Raw genomic sequence first — 19,641 nt, 5'->3', positions numbered from 1 at the left:
TATATGTAACGGAATACTTGTCGGATAAACGCAATGCGCGGGAATTTTCCAGTCAAAAATGAAGAGTACGTGCTGCCGGATGGTGAGGTCATCATTACACGCACGGATATTTTCAGCCGCATTACTTATGCTAACGAAGCGTTTGTCAGGAGCAGCGGATTCGCCAGGGCTGAAATCATCGGCGAGCCGCAGAACATCGTCCGCCATCCGGACATGCCGGCAAAGGCGTTCGAAGATATGTGGGCAACGCTGCAGGATGACCGTCCGTGGACAGGGGTCGTCAAGAATCGGCGCAGGGACGGCGGGTTCTATTGGGTGGTCGCAAATGTCACGCCCGTCTTCAAATCGGGGCAGAAGGTTGGCTATATGTCAGTGCGGACCAAGCCATCCAGGGAGCAAGTGGCAACGGCAACCGAGCTCTACAGGCGGATTCGGGAGGGGGAGGACAAGCATTTCCGGTTGCAACATGGCGAAGTAAAGCGCGTAGGACTCGCTGGCCTCGCGAGCCGGATTCTGGGACTGCCTGTCGGCATCCGTCTCTGGGCCGTCATGCTTGTGCTCGTAGGCATTTTGTTGGCACAAGCCATCGGCGTCAGCCTCCTGAAAGCGGAGGCTGGCATCCTCGTGGAATGGATATGGATGCTCACCGCATCCGGCGTGGTGATTGGCCTCGGGGCGGCGTTCTATCTTTCGCGGCAGGTCCTGGAGCCACTCAAAAGGCTGAATGAGACGGCCTTTGCCGTTTCTTCGGGGCAGGTACAGGCCCGGTTCCCGGAGCACGGCGACGTTCAGGCAAAGATGTTGGGACGCGTATTGAACCAGATGAACGCCAAGCTGGTAGGCGTCTTGCTGGATACGAGGGCGGCCGTCGATACCATCCGTGTGGCGGCGGCAAACCAGGAGCGCGGCAATGCGGATCTCTCCCGGCGCAATGAAGAAACGGCGAGTTCAATTGAAGAAACGACAGGAAGCCTGTCGCAGATCACTGAAACGGCGCGGCGGAACGCACTGGGCGCGGAACATGTCAACGAGGCGGCACAGGCGGCTTCCAGCGCGGCGATGTCTGCGGCAAGCGATGTTCGCAAGCTGGCGAACCTCATGGGCGATCTGGACCGTCAGTCCAGGAAGATCGCTGACATAACGTCCATGATTGACGGCATTGCGTTTCAAACGAACATTCTTGCGCTGAACGCCGCTGTCGAAGCCGCCAGGGCAGGCGAAAGCGGCAGGAGTTTCTCTGTCGTGGCTACCGAGGTTCGAGGCTTGTCAACCAAGACGGCAAGCGCAGCCAAGGAGATCAAGCTCCTGATCGACGATTCAAATCAAGCCATATCCAAGGCCGGGGAAGTGGCCGTATGCGCAGGCGGGGCGATGGCGGGCGTCGAAGAGAAGGTGAGGGCGCTGATGGAGTCTGTATCGGTCATCGCCAGCGCCAGCAGGGAGCAGAGCCAGGAGATCGGGCATATCGATCTGGCGGTAGGACAAGTCGCGCAGCTGACGCAACGGAATGCGGGTCTCGTCGAGCAGGCCGCTGAGTCAGCATCCAGATTGGGTCAGCAGGCGCAGCATCTGGAGGACTGCGTCAATGTATTCATGCTGACCGAATGAGCTGCCGCGCAGGGATCGGGCGCTCAGTGTTTCAGGCCCGGGACATTAGCCCGCATTCGCAAACGCCCGCAACTGCTCGATATCCAGGATCTCGATTGCGCCTCGCGTGCGGTGCAACACGCCCCGCAGTTCGAGATCCTTGAGAATCTGGTTCACCGTCTGCCGGGAGACGGAGAGCATCAGCCCGAGTTCCTCCTGCTGCACGTGGATGACCCGCTTGCTGCGGCCATGCCGCTCGCCGTAGCCCCCGGCTATGGCCAGTAGCCGGTGGGCCAGCCTGACCGGCGCCGGCAGCAATGCCGATGCTTCGATGGCGTTTAGCGTCAGTCTCAGCTTTTGCGTCAGCAGGAGCCCGAACGCTCTCCAGTGCGATGGGTTTTGCGCAAGAAAGTGAAGCAGATCCGACTGGGGTGTGTGCAGCAGCAGCGCATCGCTTTGCACCCATGCATCGTGGGTGCGCGGCAAGCCGTCGAACAGGGAAATTTCCCCGAACCATTGCGGCGCCTCGGCAAAGGCAAGCAGCGCCTCCTTGCCCTGCTCGGAGGTCCTTGTCATCCGGACCGCGCCATCCACCACGAAGTAGAGGCCGTCGGGCGCATCGCCGCGGCGGAACAGGGGCTCGCCGGCGGCCAGGGCCCTGACCCTTGAATGCTCGGCGATCCACCCTTGAAGCCCGGCAGTCAGGCCTGCAAACCAGGCACTGGATTTCAGTGCGGCCAGGCGGTCTTCAGTGGTAAATGGCTTTGACACAGCGTCAATCTTGGCTTTATGTCAGGAAGACGACATTGTATTCGGCCATTCCCGGCAAAGATCTTCACTTGTCGTGACGACCCCTAGATAAAAACCCTCGGAAACGAGGGCGCGAGCATGAAAACCGCAACGTCAGCGGCTGGCGGCGTCGCGGTCCCGGCAATGACGTCATCAACAGGAACGAGGCAATGGCCACCCAGACCGCCCCCGATCTCTACAAGCGTGATTTACCCGCCGCATTTCGCGCGATCCGCAAGCTGCTCGCGAACGGCGACGATACGACGCAGGTGTTCCTCATCATGCGCGCGCTCAACGGGCCCGCCGCGGCGAAGAATTTCGACCGGCTCATGAAGACGCCGCAGGGGCGCAAGCTGGCCTATCGGCGCGTCGAGCTGGCGGAGCGGTTCTCCGATCCGGCGTTTATCGCGAGCTTCGCGCCGGGTACGCTCGGCGCGGCCTACCGCGCGTTTCTCGAGGAAACGGGATACAGCGCCGCCGGCCTCGCCGAAGTCTCGAACATCAACCGGGAGCCGCTCATCGAGAGTCCCTACGCCTGGAGCGCCAGGCGAACCCGCGACGTCCACGACATCTGGCACGCGCTGACCGGCTACAAGGCCGACGAGAACCTGGGTGAGGCGGCGCTGGTGGCGTTCAGCTACGCGCAGACCGGCGGCCTTGGCTGGGCGTTCATTGCGGCAGCCGCCGCGCTGAAGAGTCTGCGCAAGACTGGCACCACCGCCTATGCGCGTGCCGTGATCGAGGGGTATCGCAACGGCCGCAAGGCAAAGTGGCTGCTCGGCGAGGATTATGAGGCGCTCTTGCACGAGCCGCTCGACGCGGCGCGCGCACGGCTCGGCATCGCCGAACCCGTTGCGTACCTGGATTGTCCCGAGAAGCAATGGGCCTGACCGGGCCGGCGAGACCGGCCAATGGCCGCACCATGCCGGGCGGCCAGCCTCAGATGGTCCCGAACAGCGCGCGCGGCCGGTCGCGCAGCGTCTGCGCCACGATCCGCAATGCGCTCACCAGTTGATCGCGCGAGGCGGCGCAGGCAAGGTTGATCCGCACGCCGTGCTCGCTGGTCGAGCGGTCCACGGCGAATGCCGAGGCCGGCATCGTGTTGACGCCGCGCGCCAGCGCATTCGCCGCGAAGTCGTCCGAGCGCCACGGCGCCGGCACGCGCAGCCAGACGAACATGCAGGCCGGATCGCTCTTCAGATGCTCCTTGGGCAGCAGTTCGCGCGCAAGCTCCTGCCGCACCGCCAGCTCCGCGCGCTGGGCATCGAGAATGCACTGCGCCGTGCCGTCCTCGATCCAGCGCGTGGCGATCAGCGTCGATAGCGGCGCGGGCATCCACGCCGTGGTACGCACCGCTTCAGCCGCCAGCGCGGCGCCGTTGGGCGGCGTCAGCACATAGCCCACCCGCAGTCCCGGCGCGAGGACCTTCGATGTCGACGTGACATGGAAGGTCAGCTCCGGACACAGGCTGGCAATCGTGGGCAGGCGCGTGCGCAACAGCGGGCCGTAGACATCGTCCTCGATGATGGCGATGTGGTGCCGGCGCGCAATGTCGACCAGCGCCGCGCGCCGCGCCAGGCTCATCGTCACTACCGTCGGGTTCTGCAGGTTGGGCACGGTGAAGATGGCCTTGACGCGCAGGCGCCTGCACGCATCCTCGAGTTGCTCGGGCAACAGGCCTTCGTCGTCGCTGGGAATGCCGACGAGTTCAAACTGGAACACCGGTGCGAGCGCCTTCAGCCCGTAGTAGGTGAGCTGGTCGGACAGGATCACGCCGTCGTTGCCCATCAGGCTGCTCAGCACTGCGTAGAGACCATGCTGCGCGCCACTGGTGACGACCACGTTCTCCGGCGCGGGCGTGAAGCCCGGCGCCGCCATCCATCGCGCGCCCGCGGCGCGCGCCCAGTCCGGCCCCTGCGGCGGCTGGTACTCCTGCGTTTCCGGATAGCGCGGATCGCGCGGGACGGCACCCATCGTCCGCGCAAGCTGCGCCAGGAACTCGCCCGTTGCCGGCCGGTTGACCGTGAGGTCGATGACGGTATTCGACGCTTCGCCGGTCGCGCTGCGCGCCGGCCTGGCCTGGACGGACGGCATCGCACCCCCGGTGACGACGGAGCCGCGCCGCTTGCTGGCCACGATCAGGCCGCGGGCCTGCAATTCCTTGTAGGCCCGCGATACGGTCGAGACATTGATGCCCAGCTCCACGGCCAGGTCGCGCTGCGCGGGCAGCCGGCTGCCAGTGGGGTAGACGCCGCTGCGCACCTTCTCTTCCAGCGCACGCGAGACTTCCAGGTATGGCGCCTGACGTACTTTTGTCTGGAGATCGTCGCCGTCGTTTGTGTGGTGTGTCTCAGTATTCATCCCGTCGTGATCTCCATACAAATACCCTTTGGCCTGCGGTTGCGCCGCGCGGAGAGGCAGATCCACGCGCTAGCCACATATTAACCCTTCGCGTCGCTGTCCGGCCATGGCGGCGGGCTTTCCACGCAACAATTCCACTGGGCTCAGGGAAAATACCGACGTCCACACAAAGACAAACAAATTGCACTCAAAAAAGTTTTGTGTGACGATTGTTGTGTCGTTTGTATGCCCTCAGTCCGGCAGCACGACCCGAACTGTATTACAGGAGGAGACACCCGTGGCAGATCAAGCATTATCGCGACCGGCACGCCCGACGCCGGCCCCATCCAACCCCCCGGCCCCGGCCGACCTTGGCAAGTCCCTGCGGCAACGGCATGTGACGATGATTTCGCTCGGCGGCATCATCGGCGCAGGGCTGTTCGTCGGCAGCAGCGCCACGATCAGCGCGATGGGGCCGGCGGCATGCCTGAGCTACCTGCTGGCCGGCATCGTCGTGCTGTTCGTCATGCGGATGCTTGGCGAAATGGCGCTCGCCAACCCCGGCATCGGTTCGTTCACCGAATACACGCGCCTCGGGCTGGGCAACTGGGCCGGCTTCACCAATGGCTGGCTGTACTGGTATTTCTGGGTCATCGTGGTCGCCGTGGAGGCGGTGGCCGGCGCCGCCATCCTGCAGCGCTGGATACCCGCGCCGGTGTGGGCGATCGGCCTCGTGCTGCTGTCGGTGATGACCGTCATCAACCTGATGTCGGTGAAGTCATATGGCGAGTTCGAGTACTGGTTCGCATCGATCAAGGTAGCGGCGATCATCGTGTTTATCGCGATCGGCGCGGGCTACCTGCTTGGCTTTTCGTCGTGGCACGAAACGGCCGCGCACCTGACCGGCGACCGCGGCTTCCTGCCCTTCGGCGCCATGTCGATCTTTGCCGGGGTGCCGACCGTGATCTTCGCAGTGGGCGGCGCGGAAATCGCAACCATTGCCGCCGCCGAATCCGACGACCCCGGCAAGAGCGTTGCGGCGATGACGCGCTCCGTGATCCTGCGCGTGATCACGTTTTACGTCGGTTCGATGTTCGTCATTGCCTGCATCGTGCCGTGGGCGCAGATCAAGGTCGGCTATTCGCCCTTCGTCACCGCGCTGGAAACGATGCACGTGCCCGGCGCCGCGGACATCATGAACGCGATCGTGCTGGTCGCCGTGCTGTCGGCGCTGAATTCCGGGCTGTATGTGTCGTCGCGCATCCTGTTCCGCCTGGCCCAGCGCGGCGATGCGCCGGGCCGCCTGCTGAAGCTCTCGGCGCACAAGGTACCGCGCCTGGGCGTGCTGCTGAGCAGCGTGGTCGGCTATGTTGCCATCGTCGCGGCCATTGTCTCGCCGCAAGGCGTGTTCCTCTATCTCGTCAATGCGTCGGGTGCGATCATGCTCTTCGTCTACCTGGCGATCGCGGTCTCGCAGATACGCCTGCGCAGGAGCATCGAGGCCGCCGCGCCCCAGCGCCTGACGCTCAAGATGTGGCTGTTCCCGTGGTTGTCGTACGCTGTGGTAGCGGCCATCGCCGGCGTGCTGCTGGCGATGGCCGCCGATGCGGAGTTGCGGCCGCAACTGCTGGCCAGCGTCGCGAGTCTTGCGGTTGCGCTGGCGGCATACTGGCTGTGTGCGAAGCGCCGCACCGACGGCGCGACGGCAACCGGCTACCGTTCGGCCATCGGCGTGCCCGTACTGCAAGGGAGAAAGTAATGGCGAAAGTCGCCATCATCGGCGCCGGCTTCATCGGGCTTGCCAGCGCCGCCTGGCTGATGCGTGACGCGCACGACGTGACCCTGTTCGACCCGTCCGGCGTGGGGCAGGGCGCGTCGTACGGCAACGCGGGCACGTTCGCGCACTATGGGTGCATTCCCGTGAACAACCCATCCGTGTTCCGGGACCTGCCGCGCTTCCTGTTGTCAAGCCAGAGCCCGTTCCGGCTGCGCTGGGGCTACCTGCCGCAGCTTGCGCCCTGGCTCGCCCGCTTCATGATGAGTTCGCTACCGCGCCGCTATGAGGCCAGCGCCGGTGCCCTGGCCGCTTTGCTGAGTCATGCGCAGGACGGATATGCGCCGCTGCTGGCCGATCCCGGCCTTGCGCATTTCGTGCGGGCGCGGGAATGCCTGTACCTCTACTCCAGTGCGTCCGCGTTCGACGCGGCACGGCCCGCGCTGGATTTGCGGCGCAAACTGGGCGTGAAATTCGACGTTGTCGGCGCGGGCGATATCCAACAGCTCGAACCCGCGCTTGCGCCGATCTTCGAGCGCGGCGTTCTCTTCAGCGACAGCTGGCACTTCTCCGATCCGCATGCTTTCCTGCTGGCGCTCTACGCGCAATTGGCCGTACGCGGGTTGAAACTCGAACATGCCGGGGTAAGCGCCGTGCAACCCACCGCGGGCGGCGTGACGGTGGTTGCCGAAGGCATGGCGCAGCGTGGCTACGATCATGTGGTGATCGCCACTGGCGCGCGTTCGGCGAAGTTCGCAAAGCAGTGCGGCGACACGGTGCCGCTCGATACGGAGCGCGGCTATCACGTGCGCTATGCCGGCGCGGCGCAACTGATCTCGCGGCCGGTCGGCTGGGCCGAACGCGGCTTCTACATGACGCCGATGAGCGACGGCATCCGGGTGGCGGGCACGGTCGAACTGGGCGGATTCAGCGACACGCGCAATCGCTCGCTGCTGGACCTGCTGGCATTTTCCTCGCGGCGCGCCTTGCCCGCGCTCAGGGCGCCGGACAGCAGCTGGCTGGGCTTTCGCCCGACGCTGCCCGATGGCGTGCCGGTGCTGGGGCATTCACGTGCCAGCGACCGCGTGATCTACGCATTCGGCCACCAGCACCTGGGCCTGACGCTGGCGGGCATCAGCGGCCGCGTGGTCGCGGACCTGGTCGCGCGGCGCAGCCCCTTGCTCGATCTTGCGCCGTATGCGGCAACCCGTTTCTAGCCATACGACTCCGACATGTCGCGCATCGGCCGGTCGATCATCCCCAGGCGCGACACCATATTTTGCAAGGAGCGCATCATGAATCGCCGCCATTGTCTGTTGAGCCTGGCAGTTTGCGCACTGTGCGCGCAAGCGCCGCTGACCCGGGCCGCCGAGCCCAAGGTTGTGAAAATCGGCTTTGTCGCGCCGCTGACCGGCTCGGTCGCGCGGGTCGGCAAGGATCTGCAGTATGGCGCGCAACTGGCGCTCGACGAGGAGAACGCCAGGAACCCGATGATCGGCGGCACGCCGGTCAAGTTCGTGCTGGATGTGCAGGACGACCAGGCGGACCCGCGCGTGGCCATGCAGGTTGCGCAGAAACTGGACGACGACGGCGTCGTGGGTGTGATCGGCCACTACAACTCGGGATGCAGCATCCCCGCATCGGCGGTGTATCACCAGGCCAGTATCGCCATGATCACGCCCGGCTCGACCAATCCGCAACTAACCAAGCAAGGCTTCAGGAATGTGTTCCGCACGATGGGGCATGACGGCGTGGGCGGCGTCGTTGCCGGGCGCTTCGTGGTCGAACAGGTCAAGGCCCGGCGGATCGGCATCATCGATGACAGCACGGCCTTCGGGCAAGGCCTCGCGGATGCCTTCGAGAAGGGCGTGAAGGAAGCCAGGGGCAGCATCGTCCGCCGCGAGTTCACCAACGACAAGGCCGTCGATTTCCGCCCCATCCTGACCACGCTCAAGGGCCGGAATGTCGACGTGATCTTCTTCGGCGGCCTGGACGCGCAAGGCGCGATGGTGGTCAAGCAGATGCGCTCGCTGGGCATGCAGGCGCAATTGTTCGGCGCCGGCGCGCTCAAGAGCAATGCCTTCCTGCAGATCGCCGGCGCGGCCGGCGAGGGCACGCAGGACCTGGAGCCCGGACCCGCGCTGGACAAGCTGCCCGCGGCGCAGGAGTTCGGCAAGCGCTACAAGGCGCGCTTCAACCAGGATGTCGAACTGTACGCGCCGTTTGCCTACGACGCGGCGCTCGCGATGATCAAGGCCATCCACGATGCCAACTCGCTCGACCGGAAGAAGATCGTCGACAGCCTGGCGAAGGTGACCGTGACTGGCGTCACCGGCAAGATCGCATTCGATCCCTACGGTGACCTGATCAAGCCGCCCTATACGCTGTTCGAAGTCCGGCAGGGGCAGTGGAAGAGCGTCAGGACGCTGGGCGGCGAGGGAGAGAACTGACCGCGCCTGGTCCCGGACCGGGGGCAGGAAGAGAGTCCCGATAGCGTCAAGGTGGGATGGCGCAGGCAAATGCCTTCATTTCAGTATCTCGGTCCGTTTCCCAGGCTTGCCACGAAGAGCCGCCAGCCAATAAAAGGCGCCCGGACGCGAGGATTGTCTCGTTTCGCGACGGCGTGCTGCATTCCCTGAGCGTCGATGAATTCTCCGCTCGTTTTCAGGGCCAACCCGCACCTGATGAAGCTCAGCGCAAACGCTTCATTACGCATTTCGACGTCGTCGGCAATGCCGGCAGCGCCAAGGTTGTACTGCAATATCCGGAAGTGACATTCACGGACTATATGACGCTGCTGGAGATCGATGGCGTGTGGAAGATTTCCAACAAGACGTTCAGCGCAGCGCCGCAAGAAAAAACCAGATAAGCGGAGGACGGTGCAACTTGTGGCCTTTCGCAGGCAGATCCCGGATGCTCGCTCGTCCACCGAAGCGTGCATCTGAGCCTGGTCGCCGGGGCACCGGCTGCAACGCACCGGCGAACTCGAACTGGCACGGCGCGGGAAATCGCCGATAAACGGTATATACTGTTTATCCTGTTCTCCTTCGAAATTCGCCGTGAACTCACCGATCATCAAGTCGCCCACGAAAGAGGCATTTCATTTTCCGAAGAGCGGGGACGTGGCCGCTAGTGCCGCATCCGCAACCAAGGGCAAAGCGCCGCGGGGCTCGGATAGCAAGAAACCAGTGACGAAGGCCGACAAGAGCAAGCCACCAAAGGTGGAAGCTCGCGCCGGCTCGGCCGCGCCGAAAAAGGCGCCTGGTGCCAAGAAGGAAAAGGTGCTGCGTGACAGCTTCACGATGCCAAAGTCCGACTACGCAAGAATCGACGAACTCAAGCAGCGATGCCTCGATGCGGGTGTGCACATCAAGAAGAGCGAGCTTCTGCGAGCAGGCTTGCTGCTTCTTGCCGCGACGTCGCCAAAGCAATTGCTGGCTGCGGTCTCAAAAGTCGAAGCCGTCAAGACCGGGCGTCCACCGAAGGCCTAGGCGCTTGTAGCGTGCCTGCGCGGCTCGCCGGTCGGCCAGCCTCGCATGCGTCATGGCGTCGAAGCAGCCTGCCAATTCCTGCTTCAGGCGCCGGCTGAGCGTCAGGTACTGCTTGCTGATTGCCTTTGACGTTGATTCCGGGTTCTCAGGGGTTCTCGGAAATGTCATATGCATCGGCTAGTGTAGTGTTGCATTCTGTTTGGAACTTAAGCGGCGGTTGGCGCGAATGACCTTCTGCAGGATGTCGCGAGCGCTCTTGGTCCAGATGAACGGCTTGGGGTTGGTGTTGTGGTGAGCGATGTACTCGTTAATGGCGGCGACCAGTTCCGGCACGCTGGTGAATACGCCGCGGCGAAGTCGCTCGGTTGTGATGTCGCGAAAGAACCGCTCGACCATGTTCAGCCATGATGCCGAGGTGGGCGTGAAGTGCATGTTGAATCGCGGATGCTTGGCCAGCCAGTCCTGCACCGCAGGATGCTTGTGCGTGGCGTAGTTGTCGGCGATCAGATGCAGCGTTTTGTCCTTGGGCGTCTCGCGGTCGATCTTGCGCAGGAACGTCAACCACTCGGTATGGCGGTGGCGCTGCTGGCACTGGGCGATGACCTGGCCATCGAGCACGTTGAGCGCGGCAAACAGCGTGGTCGTGCCGTTGCGCTTGTAGTCGTGAGTCATGGTGGCCGCGCGCCCATTCTTCAGCGGCAGCCCGGGCTGTGTGCGATCCAGCGCCTGCACCTGGCTCTTCTCATCGCAGCACAGCACAAGCGCGTGCTCGGGTGGCGACATGTAGAGGCCCACGATGTCTTCAAGCTTCTCGACGAACTTCGGATCGCGCGAGACCTTGAAGCCGCGCACGATGTGCGGCTTCAACCCGTGGGCGTGCCAATGGCGCATGACGGTGCTGGCGCTCACGCCCAACTCGGCGGCCATCTTGCGCGTGCTCCAGTGCGTGGCCGCTTCGGGCTGGCTCTGGGTGGTCAGCGTCACGAGGCGAGAGACGTCCACCTTGACCGGCGGCGCGCCACGTGGACGGTCGCGCTCAATGCCCGCCAGCCGCGATTGGGCATAGCGCTCGCGCCAGCGCGAGACCTGCACCCGGCCCACGCTCAGTTGCGCGGCAATGTCCTTGCTCTGCATCCCCTCAGCCGCAAGCAGCACGATGTGCGCACGCTGTACCAGCCTCACACTGGTCAGCTTCGAACGAACCAGTCTCGTCAATTCGGCGCGCTCTTCGTCGGTCAGCACAATCTCAGGGGCAACTCGCATTCACTCTCTCCACTCTGCCTCATAGTGGAACCTTGGAGGCATGCGAATATTATACGTTCATTCAAGAGTGCAACACTACACTAGCCTGCTTAAGAGGGGCCGTCGGTACACCACCCTCTCGGGGAGGCAATTTTTTGACGAAATCCGTATCGATGAGCCCCTGCCGCGCGCCTGCGCGCAATGCTAAATACCCGAGCAAGTCATTCTGCGAAGCGAAGTTTGCCGCTCGCTCAGCACGCTAAGCATTCTAAGTTCCCGCGCGCAACGCGGAACTCAACCCAAATTCTCCCAGCAGTGCGCCGCCGGCATCGAGCGATCGCCGTGAATGACACTGGGAGCGCCCCGGTTTTATGAAGTTTTTGTGACATAACCTAAAAGAGGCGCAAGTCCTGGCGTTAAGGGCACCCCTTTCAAGGTGATTAGACGACACGTCCAGCCTTGATGACACGGGCGGTAGAAACATGCCGCCGTGCTACGCATCCGGCCACATAGCCTTTCTTCTTCGGCGCTTTCGGTCCCCGCGTATGTTTGCGCATCGCGCGGGGATCAACGTGCGTCGCCATCCTGATCAACTCGCGACCGAGCTGAGCTGGGGTGAGGAGGTCATAGGCCTGCCACACCTCGGGCGGCACCGCGATCATCATGCCGGCATAAGTTGCCCGGATTTCGCTGGCGAGGTAATACGGTGAGAGCTCGATGTCGCTGGTATCCAGCTCATGCCGGATTCTCACCGCAGTCGCAATCACGCTCAGTACGTTATACGCGAGCGCCGCCACGCCGAAGGCCAGCAGCGCCGCGCGCGGTTGGCTCAACGAACGAATCTCACTATTGAGCACCGATTCCAGCCGCTGAAACAGATTCTCTATGCTCCAGCGTCGTCGGTATAGCCGGGCGACTGCCTCGGCCGTCAGATGGGCGGCCGGGACATTGGTCAGCAGGCGGATGACGGTGTCACCATCCTCGGTGGCGCCATCCAGACGCAGCTCGATGCGCCGCAGCACCAGCGGCGCGTTCGATTCATCTGGGATGCTGACCGCTTGCTCGTACACGATGCCGGTTTCGACCCGGCCCATTTCGCGTAACGGCTCCAGCTCGCTGGGGCTCGGATTGCGGCCGTGCTCCCGCACGATGAAGGCGCTGCCGCGACGCTGCCACCCGGCAAGAATCGCCCGGGTGCTGAAGTTGCGATCGGCGATCCACAGTTCGGCCGGCTGGGCCGATGCGAGCAGGGTTTCCATGATGGCCCGCTCCTGGGCATGCGCATCTTCACAGGGCACCAGATCGACGATCATCGCCGTGTCCGGGTCATAGACCACCAATGACTGCCCTGGCAAGGCCGCACCCCGAAACCCCCGCAATGGTTTCAGGCGCTTTTCGCTCGCAGGCAAATGGCTGCCATCCACGATGCGCAGGCGATAGCCATTCACCGATGGCGACTGCTTGCGCAACATCGGTTGCACGACCGGCCCCAACCGCTGCGCACTGCCTTGCACCAGGGCACGAACCAGCCCCGGCTCGGTCCGGCTGAGCTTGTCGTACAGCGCGGTGATGGAAACCGGCAGCGCCGGACTGGCCTTGGCTGCCGCATGCACCGACGGGCGCAGCCCCACGGCGACCAGCGACATGATTTCCACCGTCGTCGAGAACAATAACTCCCGCGTGTACTGCGTTTCACGCTCTTGCTCGAACAACTCGTCGATCCAGGCCGGATCAAGGGCGCGTTGCAACCCCAGGCGCGCCATCACGCTGATCGGGCTGTGTTCGAGAAAGCGTTCCACCACTGCGTCCAGTACCACGACATTGACTCCGGTTTCTGTTCGAGAACACGGAGGGTGCCCTAATTTTCGTCACCTTGAAAGGGGTGGGCGTTAAGGGCTGTACTGCCTTCACTAGGTTCACTATGTCTCTGCCTACCCAACCCCTTCTGGTGCGGCGTTTCCGCTCGCTATCGCTCATCGCCCGGCTGTGCCTTGCCCTCGCTTTTGTCTATGTATTCGGCGCGGCCGTCGGCGTGACCGGGATTGGAAGCCTGGCATTCGTCAGGCATACGGCAGACCATCTATACGATAACGACCTCGGTGGTGCCTTGATTACGGAGCAGGCGCAATCCGTCATTGCAGAGACCGCCCGTGCTCAGCTTTCATTGACGGCCGCCACGAGCGGGGAGGAGCGCGAGGTCGCAAAGCAGGAGATGTTGAACGGGTTGACGACACTCGATGCCCTGCTGGCAGACTCCCGCCTTGCCTCGAACAGCGTTGTCGCACACGCGCGCAGCCAACACAAAAAGGCGAGGGAGATGGCTCTCGCCTATATCGACCTGATGCTGCGACAGCCACTCGATGCAATCCAGTTCGATGCCACCGTATCCGTGGATGGCCATTTCCTTGCGGAACAACTGCAACACCTAACGGAAACCGTCCGGCGACTCAAGGACCAGCAGTTGGCGCAGGCGAAGGCTACGATGGCAACCGCTTCGGCGTCGCAGCGCTCAGCCCAGATCATCATGGTCGGGCTGCTTGCCGTGAGCCTGCTTGCTTCGGTGGTTATGGCCTATGTCATTGCTCGTCAGGTCAAGCGGGAACTCGGTGGTGAACCGGCGGACGCGACGCGCGCTGTCGACCGTATCGCCGTCGGTGACCTTAGCCTGCCTATTGCAGTGAGAAAAGGGGATACCTCCAGCATGCTGGCAAATCTGGCCAAGATGCAGTCGGCACTCAAGAGCACCCTGTCTGGCATTACGGATGCGGCGGCCTCTGTCTCGGTCGCGACGAAAGAGATATCGTCCGGCAATCAGGACCTGTCGTTGCGCACTGAGCAGCAGGCGGTGTTGCTCGAGCGGGCAGCGACGTCAATGCAGGAATTGCTTGAGGACGTTAACCGTGCCAACGACGAAGCCAAGGAGTCCAGCGCGATCGCGGCAGCAATGCTGGAGGCGACGGCGGATGGGAGTCGGGTCACAGAGCGCCTGGCCGGAAAGATGGCCGACCTGCATGGCCATTCCCGCGCGGTTGCAGAGATTGTGCAGCTTATCGAGACCATCGCTTTCCAGACCAACATACTGGCCCTGAACGCTTCCGTGGAAGCGGCCAGGGCAGGTAGCCAGGGGCGGGGCTTTGCTGTCGTTGCCGCCGAGGTCCGGACGCTGGCTCAACGCTGCGCCGCCGCGGCAAAGGAGATTGGTGGCGTCATCTCGAAAACCGTCGCGGACGTGAGTGCCGGTGCGGCCCTGGCTCGCGATGCTACGGTTTCGATGGCCGGTGTCCGGCACTCGGTCGAGCGAACAGTGGCGTTCGCAACCGCGATGCAGGCGACTAGCCAGGGTCAGGCCGACAGGCTTGAGAAGCTTCGCACAGCGGTGCATGCGATGGACGAATCAACACAGCAGAACTCTGCTTTGGTTGAGCAAGTTGCTTCTGCGGCAAGCATGCTGCATCAGCAAGCCGAAGGTCTTGCCGCGGATGCGGCAACTTTCAAGCTTGGGGCCTAAAGCACTTAAACGAGCGTGACCGGCTCCGATCATTCGGATTAGTCCAACCGCTGGCTGTGCTGTTGTGAGGATCCCGCCCCGCGCTTGCCCGGCCGCGCTAGCGCAGGATGCCGCCCACATGTCCCAGTCCCATTCCGATGGCGTACAACGAGCACGCCAGTGTCATCAGCAGCAGGGCGCCCACCATCGAAGCGGTCATCGTTTGCGTTGCCATCACCGACAGGAAGGTCGCGCTGCGCCAGCTAGCGGCGGCAAGGCGGTACGACGCACGGCCGATTCGCTTGCCGGCGGCGATGGGGAAAGTGCGTTGCATCATCGATGGCTCCGGCTTATCAGTGGATGGTCCTTGCTGGGAGGCAATCCGTCCTTGCGGCGCGCGCAGACAGATTCACCTCATGCGAAACGGACGCTTCAGTGCGCGGCCGCGGCGGCCTCCGATACCTGGCCCTTGACCGGCTTGGTGAGCCAGATCAGCGGCACGATCATGATGAAGATCACGCCCGAGATCCAGAAGATGTCGTTCAGGCCCAGCATGATGGCTTGCGTGTTCAGGCTGCGCTCGAAGTACGCGACGGCCTGGCCCGGCGTGAAGCCCAGCGTCGATTGGATCGACTGGAGGGCGGCACCGTACAGCGGGTTGTTCGGACTGGCTTGCTCGGCCAGTTGGGCGTGGTGCAGCACGGCGCGGTTGTTCCAGCCGGTCGTGGCCAGCGACGTACCGACCGCCCCGCAGAACACGCGGGCGAAGTTGGACAGGCCGGCGGCTACGGGAATCTTCTCAGGCGGCTGGCCCGAGAGGATGATCGCGGTCAGCGGCACGAAGAAGAGCGCGGTCGGAATGCCTTGCAGCAAGGTGGGCAGCACCAGGGTGAAGGTATCCACGCCGGTGGTGTAGTGGGAGCGCATGAAGAAGACAGCCGCGAAGCCGACGAAGGAGAGCGTGGCAAGCACACGCAATTCCGCCTTGGGCATCAGCTTGCCCAGCACCGGCGTGAGCAGCACGGCGAAGATCCCCAGCGGTGCGGTCGCAAGGCCGGCGTTGACGGCCGGGTAGGCCAGGTACTGCTGCATCCATTGCGGCAACACGACCAGGTTGGCAAAGAAGACCGCGAAGGCAACCGAGATGGCGACGGTGCCGGCCAGGAAGTTGCGTCCCTTGAACAGGCGCAGGTCGATGATCGGATTCTCTTCGGTCAACTCCCAGATCACGAAGAAGAGGAAGCTGAGCAGCGCCACCACGGCCAGGATGATGATGACCGGGGAGCTGAACCAGTCCAGGTCCTTGCCTTTGTCGAGCATGATCTGCAACGAGGCGACCCAGGTAATCAGCGAGGCCAGGCCCACCAGGTCGATCGGCAGCTTGCGGGCCGGCGTCTCGCGGTCGCGGTAGACGGCCCACGTAACGGCTGCGGCAAACAGGCCGACCGGCACGTTGATGTAGAAGATCCAGGACCACGAGTAGCTGTCGGTCATCCAGCCGCCCAGCGCGGGGCCGGCGATCGGGCCCACGGTGGCGGTCATGGCCCACAGCGCCAGCGCCACGGCGCTCTTCTCCTTGGGATACGAGCCCAGCAGGATGGATTGCGACAACGGGATCAGCGGTCCTGCCACCGCGCCCTGCAGGATCCGCGCGGCGAGCAGCACGGTCAGGTTGGGGGCAATGCCACACAGCCAGGACGACAGCACGAACAGGAGGATCGCGGTGACGAACAGGCGGATCTGACCCACACGCTGGGTCAGCCAACCCGTCAACGGAATCGCGACGGCGTTGGCCGCGGCGAACAATGTGATCACCCAGGTGCCTTCGTCGATCGACACACCGAGGTTGCCGGAGATGGTCGGGATCGCGACGTTGGCGATCGACGAGTCCAGCACGTTCATGAAGGTGGCCAGGGCCACGGCGAAGCTTCCCAGCACGAGCTTGCCGCCGGTGAGCGGGGCGGGTGCGGTCTGGGTCTGGGCTGGGGATTGCATGGGGGCGTTCCGAAAGAGATTCGCTCTGGGGAAGCCGCCGCACGATCTGCGGCGGCGGCCCGGCTAGTAATCTGATATGTCAGATAAATGGGCGAGAGAGGGCTGGTGCAATGCAGTGCTCAGGCCCCGGCCGCTTGCATGAGCGGCTGAGGCTTCGCGCCTTGCTCCGTACGCTGCGCCGGCAGTTTCGCCACGTCCGCGCCGGACTTGCCGTTGCTGTTCTGCGCAATGATCCGCGTGATCTCGCGGTCGGCCTCTTCGCCATAGCGCTGGAACACATCGGTGCGATAGGTCGTGCGATACGGCGTTTCGCCGCCGGCGGCGAGCTGCGAACCGGTGGCCGTGTGCGTTGCTACGTCGACCTGCATCGACAGGCCGATCTGCAGCGGGTGCGCGCGCAGTTCCGCCGGATCGAGCTGGATACGCACGGGCAGGCGCTGCACGACCTTGATCCAGTTGCCGGTGGCGTTCTGCGCGGGCAGCGCGGAGAAGGCGCTGCCGGTGCCGGCCGAGAAGCCCACCACCTTGCCGTGGTAGGTCACGCCGCCGCCGTACAGGTCGGCATGCAGTTCGACCGGCTGGCCCATGCGGATGTGCTTGAGCTGGACTTCCTTGAAATTGGCGTCCACCCAAACGCCGTCGAGCGGCACGATCGCCATTAGCGGCGTGCCGGGGGCAACGCGTTGGCCTACCTGCACCGAACGCCGCGCTACGTATCCCGTGACCGGGGCGGGAAGCGTGTTGCGGGCATTGGCCAGATACGCGTCACGCACCTTGGCCGCGGAGGCGAGCACGCTGGGGTGGTCGGCAACGGACGCCTGGTCCGTCAACGCATGGTTAGAGGCCAGTTGCTGGCGAGCGCTTTCGAGCGCGGCTTCGGCGGCCTTGACCGCATCGCGGGCGTGCGCCACGTCTTCGGCGGCTACGGCGCCGGCTTCGCCCACCTCGGTACGGCGGCGCAGGTCGTCCCTGGCGCGGGCGAGGTCCGCCTGGCGTTGCCGCACCGTGGCGTCGAGCACGTTGTTGTTGACATAGAGGGCGCTGACCTGGCGTACGGTCTGGCCCAGCGCGGCTTCGGCGCTGGCGAGCGCAACCCTGGCATCGGCGGCGTCGAGGGACACCACCGGCTCGCCGGCCTTCACGATCTGCGTGTCGTCGGCATTGACCGCGATCACCGTGCCGATGACTTGCGGCGTGAGCTGGACCAGGTTGCCGTTGACATAGGCGTCATCGGTCTCCTCGTGAAAGCGCGCCACGCTGTAGTAGTAGGCGCCGTAGCCGGCCACGGCGAGCGCGCTGGCCAGGCCGAGCAAGGCAAGCAGGCGCTTGCGGGTGTTTTGCCTGGGGGACTTGGCGGGTTGGGCTTCGGCGGTAGCCTGGTCGGTCTTGGTCGTTTCGTTCATGGTGTCACCTGTTCGTTTTCGTTTTCGTGTTCGTTGAGAGCGGAGTTAGCGGGACTGTGCCGCCTGTTTGGTCGAGTCAGAGGCATCCGTATAGCCGCCACCCAGCGCCGCGGCGAGGGCAATCTGCCGGTCGCGGCGATTCATGCGCAGGTTGGCTACCGCCTGGCTGCTGGAGAGCGCATTGGTCTGCGCGTTCAGCACGGTGAGCTGGTTGGTCAGGCCTGCCTTGTACTGCGCCAGGGCCAGGGTCAGCGCGCGCTGCGCGGCGGTGTCGCTGCGGATCGCGCTGTCGATCTGCGCGTCGGTGGCGCGAATATCGGAGAGCTGGGTCGCAACATCGGTCAGGGCGTTCACCAGGGTTTCGTTGTAGTTCGCGACGGCAAAGTCGAATTCGGCGTAGCGGCCCTTGAGCTGCGCGCGCAGCGCGCCGCCATCGAAGATCGGCAGGTGGATCGCGGGACCGGCCGAGGCCGTGCGGCTGGCGGCGCGCAGGAAGCGGCCCCAGCCAAAGGCGTCGAGGCCGATCGCGGCGGACAGGTTGATGTCCGGATAGAACTCCGCCTTGGCCACCTTGATGTCGTGCAGGGTGGCATCGACGCGCCAGCGGGCGGCGACGATGTCGGGGCGGCGCGAGACCAGATCGGCCGGCAGGTTGTCGGGCAGGCGGACTTCCTCGCCGGTGGCCAGGGCAGGGCGGCTGATCGCCAGGCCACGGTCCGGACCCTGGCCGAGCAGCGCGCCCAGTTGGTAGCGCGTGCGCTGGATATTGCCGTCGAGCGAGGAGAGCGCGACTTCGCTGGCGGCCAGATTGGCTTCGGCGGTGCGCTTCTCGACCTCGGTCTCCAGTCCCATGGTCACGCGCCCGCTGGTCACGCGCAGCACGCCACGGCGCTGCTTCACTTCGTCCTGCGCAATGTCGTGCAACGCGTAGAGGCGGGCCAGCTCATTGTAGGCCCGGGCAATCGCGCTGCTTAGCGTCAGCTTCACCTGTTCCGCCTCGGCCTCGCTGGCGTGCACCGCGGATACAGCGGACTTCAGGGCTTCGCGGTTCTTGCCCCACAGATCGAGTTCATAAGAGGCGTTGATGACCGCCTTGTTTTCCGATTGCCAGGACCCGGCAAACGGGGGCGGCACGAGCGTGCTTTCCGAGAAACGTTGACGCGTCCAGGAATAGCCGGCGCCCACCTGCGGCAGCGTATTGGCGTTGGCACCCTCGCTGAGCGCCGTGGCGGAAGCCACGCGAGCCCGGGCCTTTTCCAGCGACGGGCTGCCTTGCAGCGCTTCGCCGATCAGTGCCTTGAGCTGGGCGTCGCCGAACTGGTCGGTCCAGTCCGCCGAAGGCCAGCGGCCTTGCTCGGCGGGGATGCTCTGCGTGGTGGCGTAGGAAGTGGCTTCGGCGATGTGCTTGTCGCTGTGGATGCCGGCATAGTTGGCGCAGCCGGCCAGGACCGCCGCCATCAGCACCGAGAGCGCGGGGCCTGCGAAGCGACGTGTCGAGGAGGTAATCTGATTGTACATTATTTGACCTGTCAG

At 64.1% G+C, this 19,641-nt stretch carries 16 protein-coding genes; 8 read left to right on the top strand and 8 right to left on the bottom strand.

The genetic code is table 11. The annotated features are described in order from the left end of the window. The first annotated feature begins 33 nt into the window (after positions 1-33). The gene (locus ACZY0R_RS05775; RefSeq protein ID WP_488857537.1) at positions 34-1,608 is read left to right on the top strand and encodes a methyl-accepting chemotaxis protein; all 1,575 of its coding nucleotides are present in this window, start codon (positions 34-36) and stop codon (positions 1,606-1,608) included. 45 nt (positions 1,609-1,653) lie between these two features. Here the strand turns inward: ACZY0R_RS05775 and ACZY0R_RS05770 are convergent, their stop codons facing one another. Then, a complete protein-coding gene (locus ACZY0R_RS05770) occupies positions 1,654-2,358 on the bottom strand; it encodes a Crp/Fnr family transcriptional regulator (RefSeq protein WP_488857536.1) in 705 nt (234 codons plus the stop codon). 188 nt (positions 2,359-2,546) lie between these two features. Here ACZY0R_RS05770 and ACZY0R_RS05765 point away from each other — a divergent pair, with 188 nt between their 5' ends. Next, positions 2,547-3,266 carry a Coq4 family protein gene (locus ACZY0R_RS05765; RefSeq protein WP_035874714.1) on the top strand — a complete coding sequence of 240 codons (720 nt, stop codon included), beginning with the start codon at positions 2,547-2,549 and terminating at the stop codon, positions 3,264-3,266. Between the two features lie 49 nt (positions 3,267-3,315). Here ACZY0R_RS05765 and ACZY0R_RS05760 read toward each other — a convergent pair whose 3' ends face one another. Next, positions 3,316-4,737, bottom strand: a complete 1,422-nt coding sequence (locus ACZY0R_RS05760) for an aminotransferase-like domain-containing protein (RefSeq protein ID WP_488857534.1) — start codon at positions 4,735-4,737, stop codon at positions 3,316-3,318. A gap of 382 nt (positions 4,738-5,119) precedes the next feature. Here ACZY0R_RS05760 and ACZY0R_RS05755 point away from each other — a divergent pair, with 382 nt between their 5' ends. The 5 genes from ACZY0R_RS05755 (at position 5,120) to ACZY0R_RS05735 (ending at position 9,981) form a co-directional block, all read left to right on the top strand. Beyond that, positions 5,120-6,475 carry an amino acid permease gene (locus tag ACZY0R_RS05755; RefSeq protein ID WP_488859519.1) on the top strand — a complete coding sequence of 452 codons (1,356 nt, stop codon included), beginning with the start codon at positions 5,120-5,122 and terminating at the stop codon, positions 6,473-6,475. Then, positions 6,475-7,707, top strand: a complete 1,233-nt coding sequence (locus ACZY0R_RS05750; RefSeq protein WP_488857533.1) for an NAD(P)/FAD-dependent oxidoreductase — start codon at positions 6,475-6,477, stop codon at positions 7,705-7,707. The genes ACZY0R_RS05755 and ACZY0R_RS05750 overlap by 1 nt, the downstream gene beginning before the upstream one ends. A 78-nt stretch (positions 7,708-7,785) precedes the next feature. After that, positions 7,786-8,940, top strand: a complete 1,155-nt coding sequence (locus tag ACZY0R_RS05745) for a branched-chain amino acid ABC transporter substrate-binding protein (RefSeq protein WP_488857532.1) — start codon at positions 7,786-7,788, stop codon at positions 8,938-8,940. Positions 8,941-8,996: 56 nt separating this feature from the next. Further along, complete coding sequence (locus ACZY0R_RS05740) at positions 8,997-9,359, top strand: nuclear transport factor 2 family protein (protein WP_488857531.1); 363 nt, start codon at positions 8,997-8,999, stop codon at positions 9,357-9,359. 190 nt (positions 9,360-9,549) lie between these two features. Then, a complete protein-coding gene (locus ACZY0R_RS05735; protein ID WP_488857530.1) occupies positions 9,550-9,981 on the top strand; it encodes a hypothetical protein in 432 nt (143 codons plus the stop codon). A gap of 177 nt (positions 9,982-10,158) precedes the next feature. On the opposite strand, the gene ACZY0R_RS05730 is transcribed toward ACZY0R_RS05735, so the two are convergent. Both ACZY0R_RS05730 and ACZY0R_RS05725 read right to left on the bottom strand, forming a co-directional pair. After that, the gene (locus tag ACZY0R_RS05730) at positions 10,159-11,244 is read right to left on the bottom strand and encodes an IS630 family transposase (RefSeq protein WP_488857529.1); all 1,086 of its coding nucleotides are present in this window, start codon (positions 11,242-11,244) and stop codon (positions 10,159-10,161) included. A gap of 419 nt (positions 11,245-11,663) precedes the next feature. Continuing rightward, the gene (locus tag ACZY0R_RS05725) at positions 11,664-12,986 is read right to left on the bottom strand and encodes an IS4 family transposase (RefSeq protein ID WP_488859518.1); all 1,323 of its coding nucleotides are present in this window, start codon (positions 12,984-12,986) and stop codon (positions 11,664-11,666) included. Between the two features lie 158 nt (positions 12,987-13,144). Here ACZY0R_RS05725 and ACZY0R_RS05720 point away from each other — a divergent pair, with 158 nt between their 5' ends. Beyond that, positions 13,145-14,731 (top strand): methyl-accepting chemotaxis protein, encoded by a 1,587-nt coding sequence (locus ACZY0R_RS05720; protein WP_488857528.1) that lies wholly within the window; start codon positions 13,145-13,147, stop codon positions 14,729-14,731. Positions 14,732-14,828: 97 nt separating this feature from the next. Here the strand turns inward: ACZY0R_RS05720 and ACZY0R_RS05715 are convergent, their stop codons facing one another. The 4 genes from ACZY0R_RS05715 to ACZY0R_RS05700 all read right to left on the bottom strand — a co-directional run bounded on the left by ACZY0R_RS05715 (position 14,829) and on the right by ACZY0R_RS05700 (position 19,626). Further along, on the bottom strand, positions 14,829-15,047 hold the full coding sequence (locus tag ACZY0R_RS05715) for a hypothetical protein (protein WP_488857527.1): 219 nt from the start codon (positions 15,045-15,047) through the stop codon (positions 14,829-14,831). 95 nt (positions 15,048-15,142) lie between these two features. Continuing rightward, positions 15,143-16,705, bottom strand: a complete 1,563-nt coding sequence (locus ACZY0R_RS05710; RefSeq protein ID WP_488857526.1) for a DHA2 family efflux MFS transporter permease subunit — start codon at positions 16,703-16,705, stop codon at positions 15,143-15,145. 119 nt (positions 16,706-16,824) lie between these two features. Beyond that, positions 16,825-18,108, bottom strand: coding sequence for an EmrA/EmrK family multidrug efflux transporter periplasmic adaptor subunit (locus ACZY0R_RS05705; protein ID WP_488857525.1), 1,284 nt, complete (start codon positions 18,106-18,108; stop codon positions 16,825-16,827). A 45-nt stretch (positions 18,109-18,153) separates the two neighbouring features. Then, on the bottom strand, positions 18,154-19,626 hold the full coding sequence (locus ACZY0R_RS05700; protein ID WP_488857524.1) for an efflux transporter outer membrane subunit: 1,473 nt from the start codon (positions 19,624-19,626) through the stop codon (positions 18,154-18,156). Between the last annotated feature and the right edge of the window lie 15 nt (positions 19,627-19,641).

The sequence above is a fragment of the Cupriavidus sp. F041 genome (genome assembly GCF_057814235.1).
The sequence above is the reverse complement of the archived record's forward strand: the minus strand, read 5'-3'. Positions and strand labels throughout refer to the sequence as shown.

Excerpts from the sequence above, each read along its gene's own strand:
- ACZY0R_RS05775 (WP_488857537.1), top strand. The coding sequence starts at position 34 with ATGCGCGGGAATTTTCCAGTCAAAAATGAAGAGTACGTGCTGCCGGAT.
- ACZY0R_RS05765 (WP_035874714.1), top strand. The coding sequence starts at position 2,547 with ATGGCCACCCAGACCGCCCCCGATCTCTACAAGCGTGATTTACCCGCC.
- ACZY0R_RS05760 (WP_488857534.1), bottom strand. The coding sequence starts at position 4,737 with ATGAATACTGAGACACACCACACAAACGACGGCGACGATCTCCAGACA.
- ACZY0R_RS05755 (WP_488859519.1), top strand. The coding sequence starts at position 5,120 with ATGATTTCGCTCGGCGGCATCATCGGCGCAGGGCTGTTCGTCGGCAGC.
- ACZY0R_RS05750 (WP_488857533.1), top strand. The coding sequence starts at position 6,475 with ATGGCGAAAGTCGCCATCATCGGCGCCGGCTTCATCGGGCTTGCCAGC.
- ACZY0R_RS05745 (WP_488857532.1), top strand. The coding sequence starts at position 7,786 with ATGAATCGCCGCCATTGTCTGTTGAGCCTGGCAGTTTGCGCACTGTGC.
- ACZY0R_RS05740 (WP_488857531.1), top strand. The coding sequence starts at position 8,997 with ATGGCGCAGGCAAATGCCTTCATTTCAGTATCTCGGTCCGTTTCCCAG.
- ACZY0R_RS05730 (WP_488857529.1), bottom strand. The coding sequence starts at position 11,244 with ATGCGAGTTGCCCCTGAGATTGTGCTGACCGACGAAGAGCGCGCCGAA.
- ACZY0R_RS05725 (WP_488859518.1), bottom strand. The coding sequence starts at position 12,986 with ATGGCGCGCCTGGGGTTGCAACGCGCCCTTGATCCGGCCTGGATCGAC.
- ACZY0R_RS05720 (WP_488857528.1), top strand. The coding sequence starts at position 13,145 with ATGTCTCTGCCTACCCAACCCCTTCTGGTGCGGCGTTTCCGCTCGCTA.
- ACZY0R_RS05715 (WP_488857527.1), bottom strand. The coding sequence starts at position 15,047 with ATGATGCAACGCACTTTCCCCATCGCCGCCGGCAAGCGAATCGGCCGT.
- ACZY0R_RS05710 (WP_488857526.1), bottom strand. The coding sequence starts at position 16,705 with ATGCAATCCCCAGCCCAGACCCAGACCGCACCCGCCCCGCTCACCGGC.
- ACZY0R_RS05705 (WP_488857525.1), bottom strand. The coding sequence starts at position 18,108 with ATGAACGAAACGACCAAGACCGACCAGGCTACCGCCGAAGCCCAACCC.
- ACZY0R_RS05700 (WP_488857524.1), bottom strand. The coding sequence starts at position 19,626 with ATGTACAATCAGATTACCTCCTCGACACGTCGCTTCGCAGGCCCCGCG.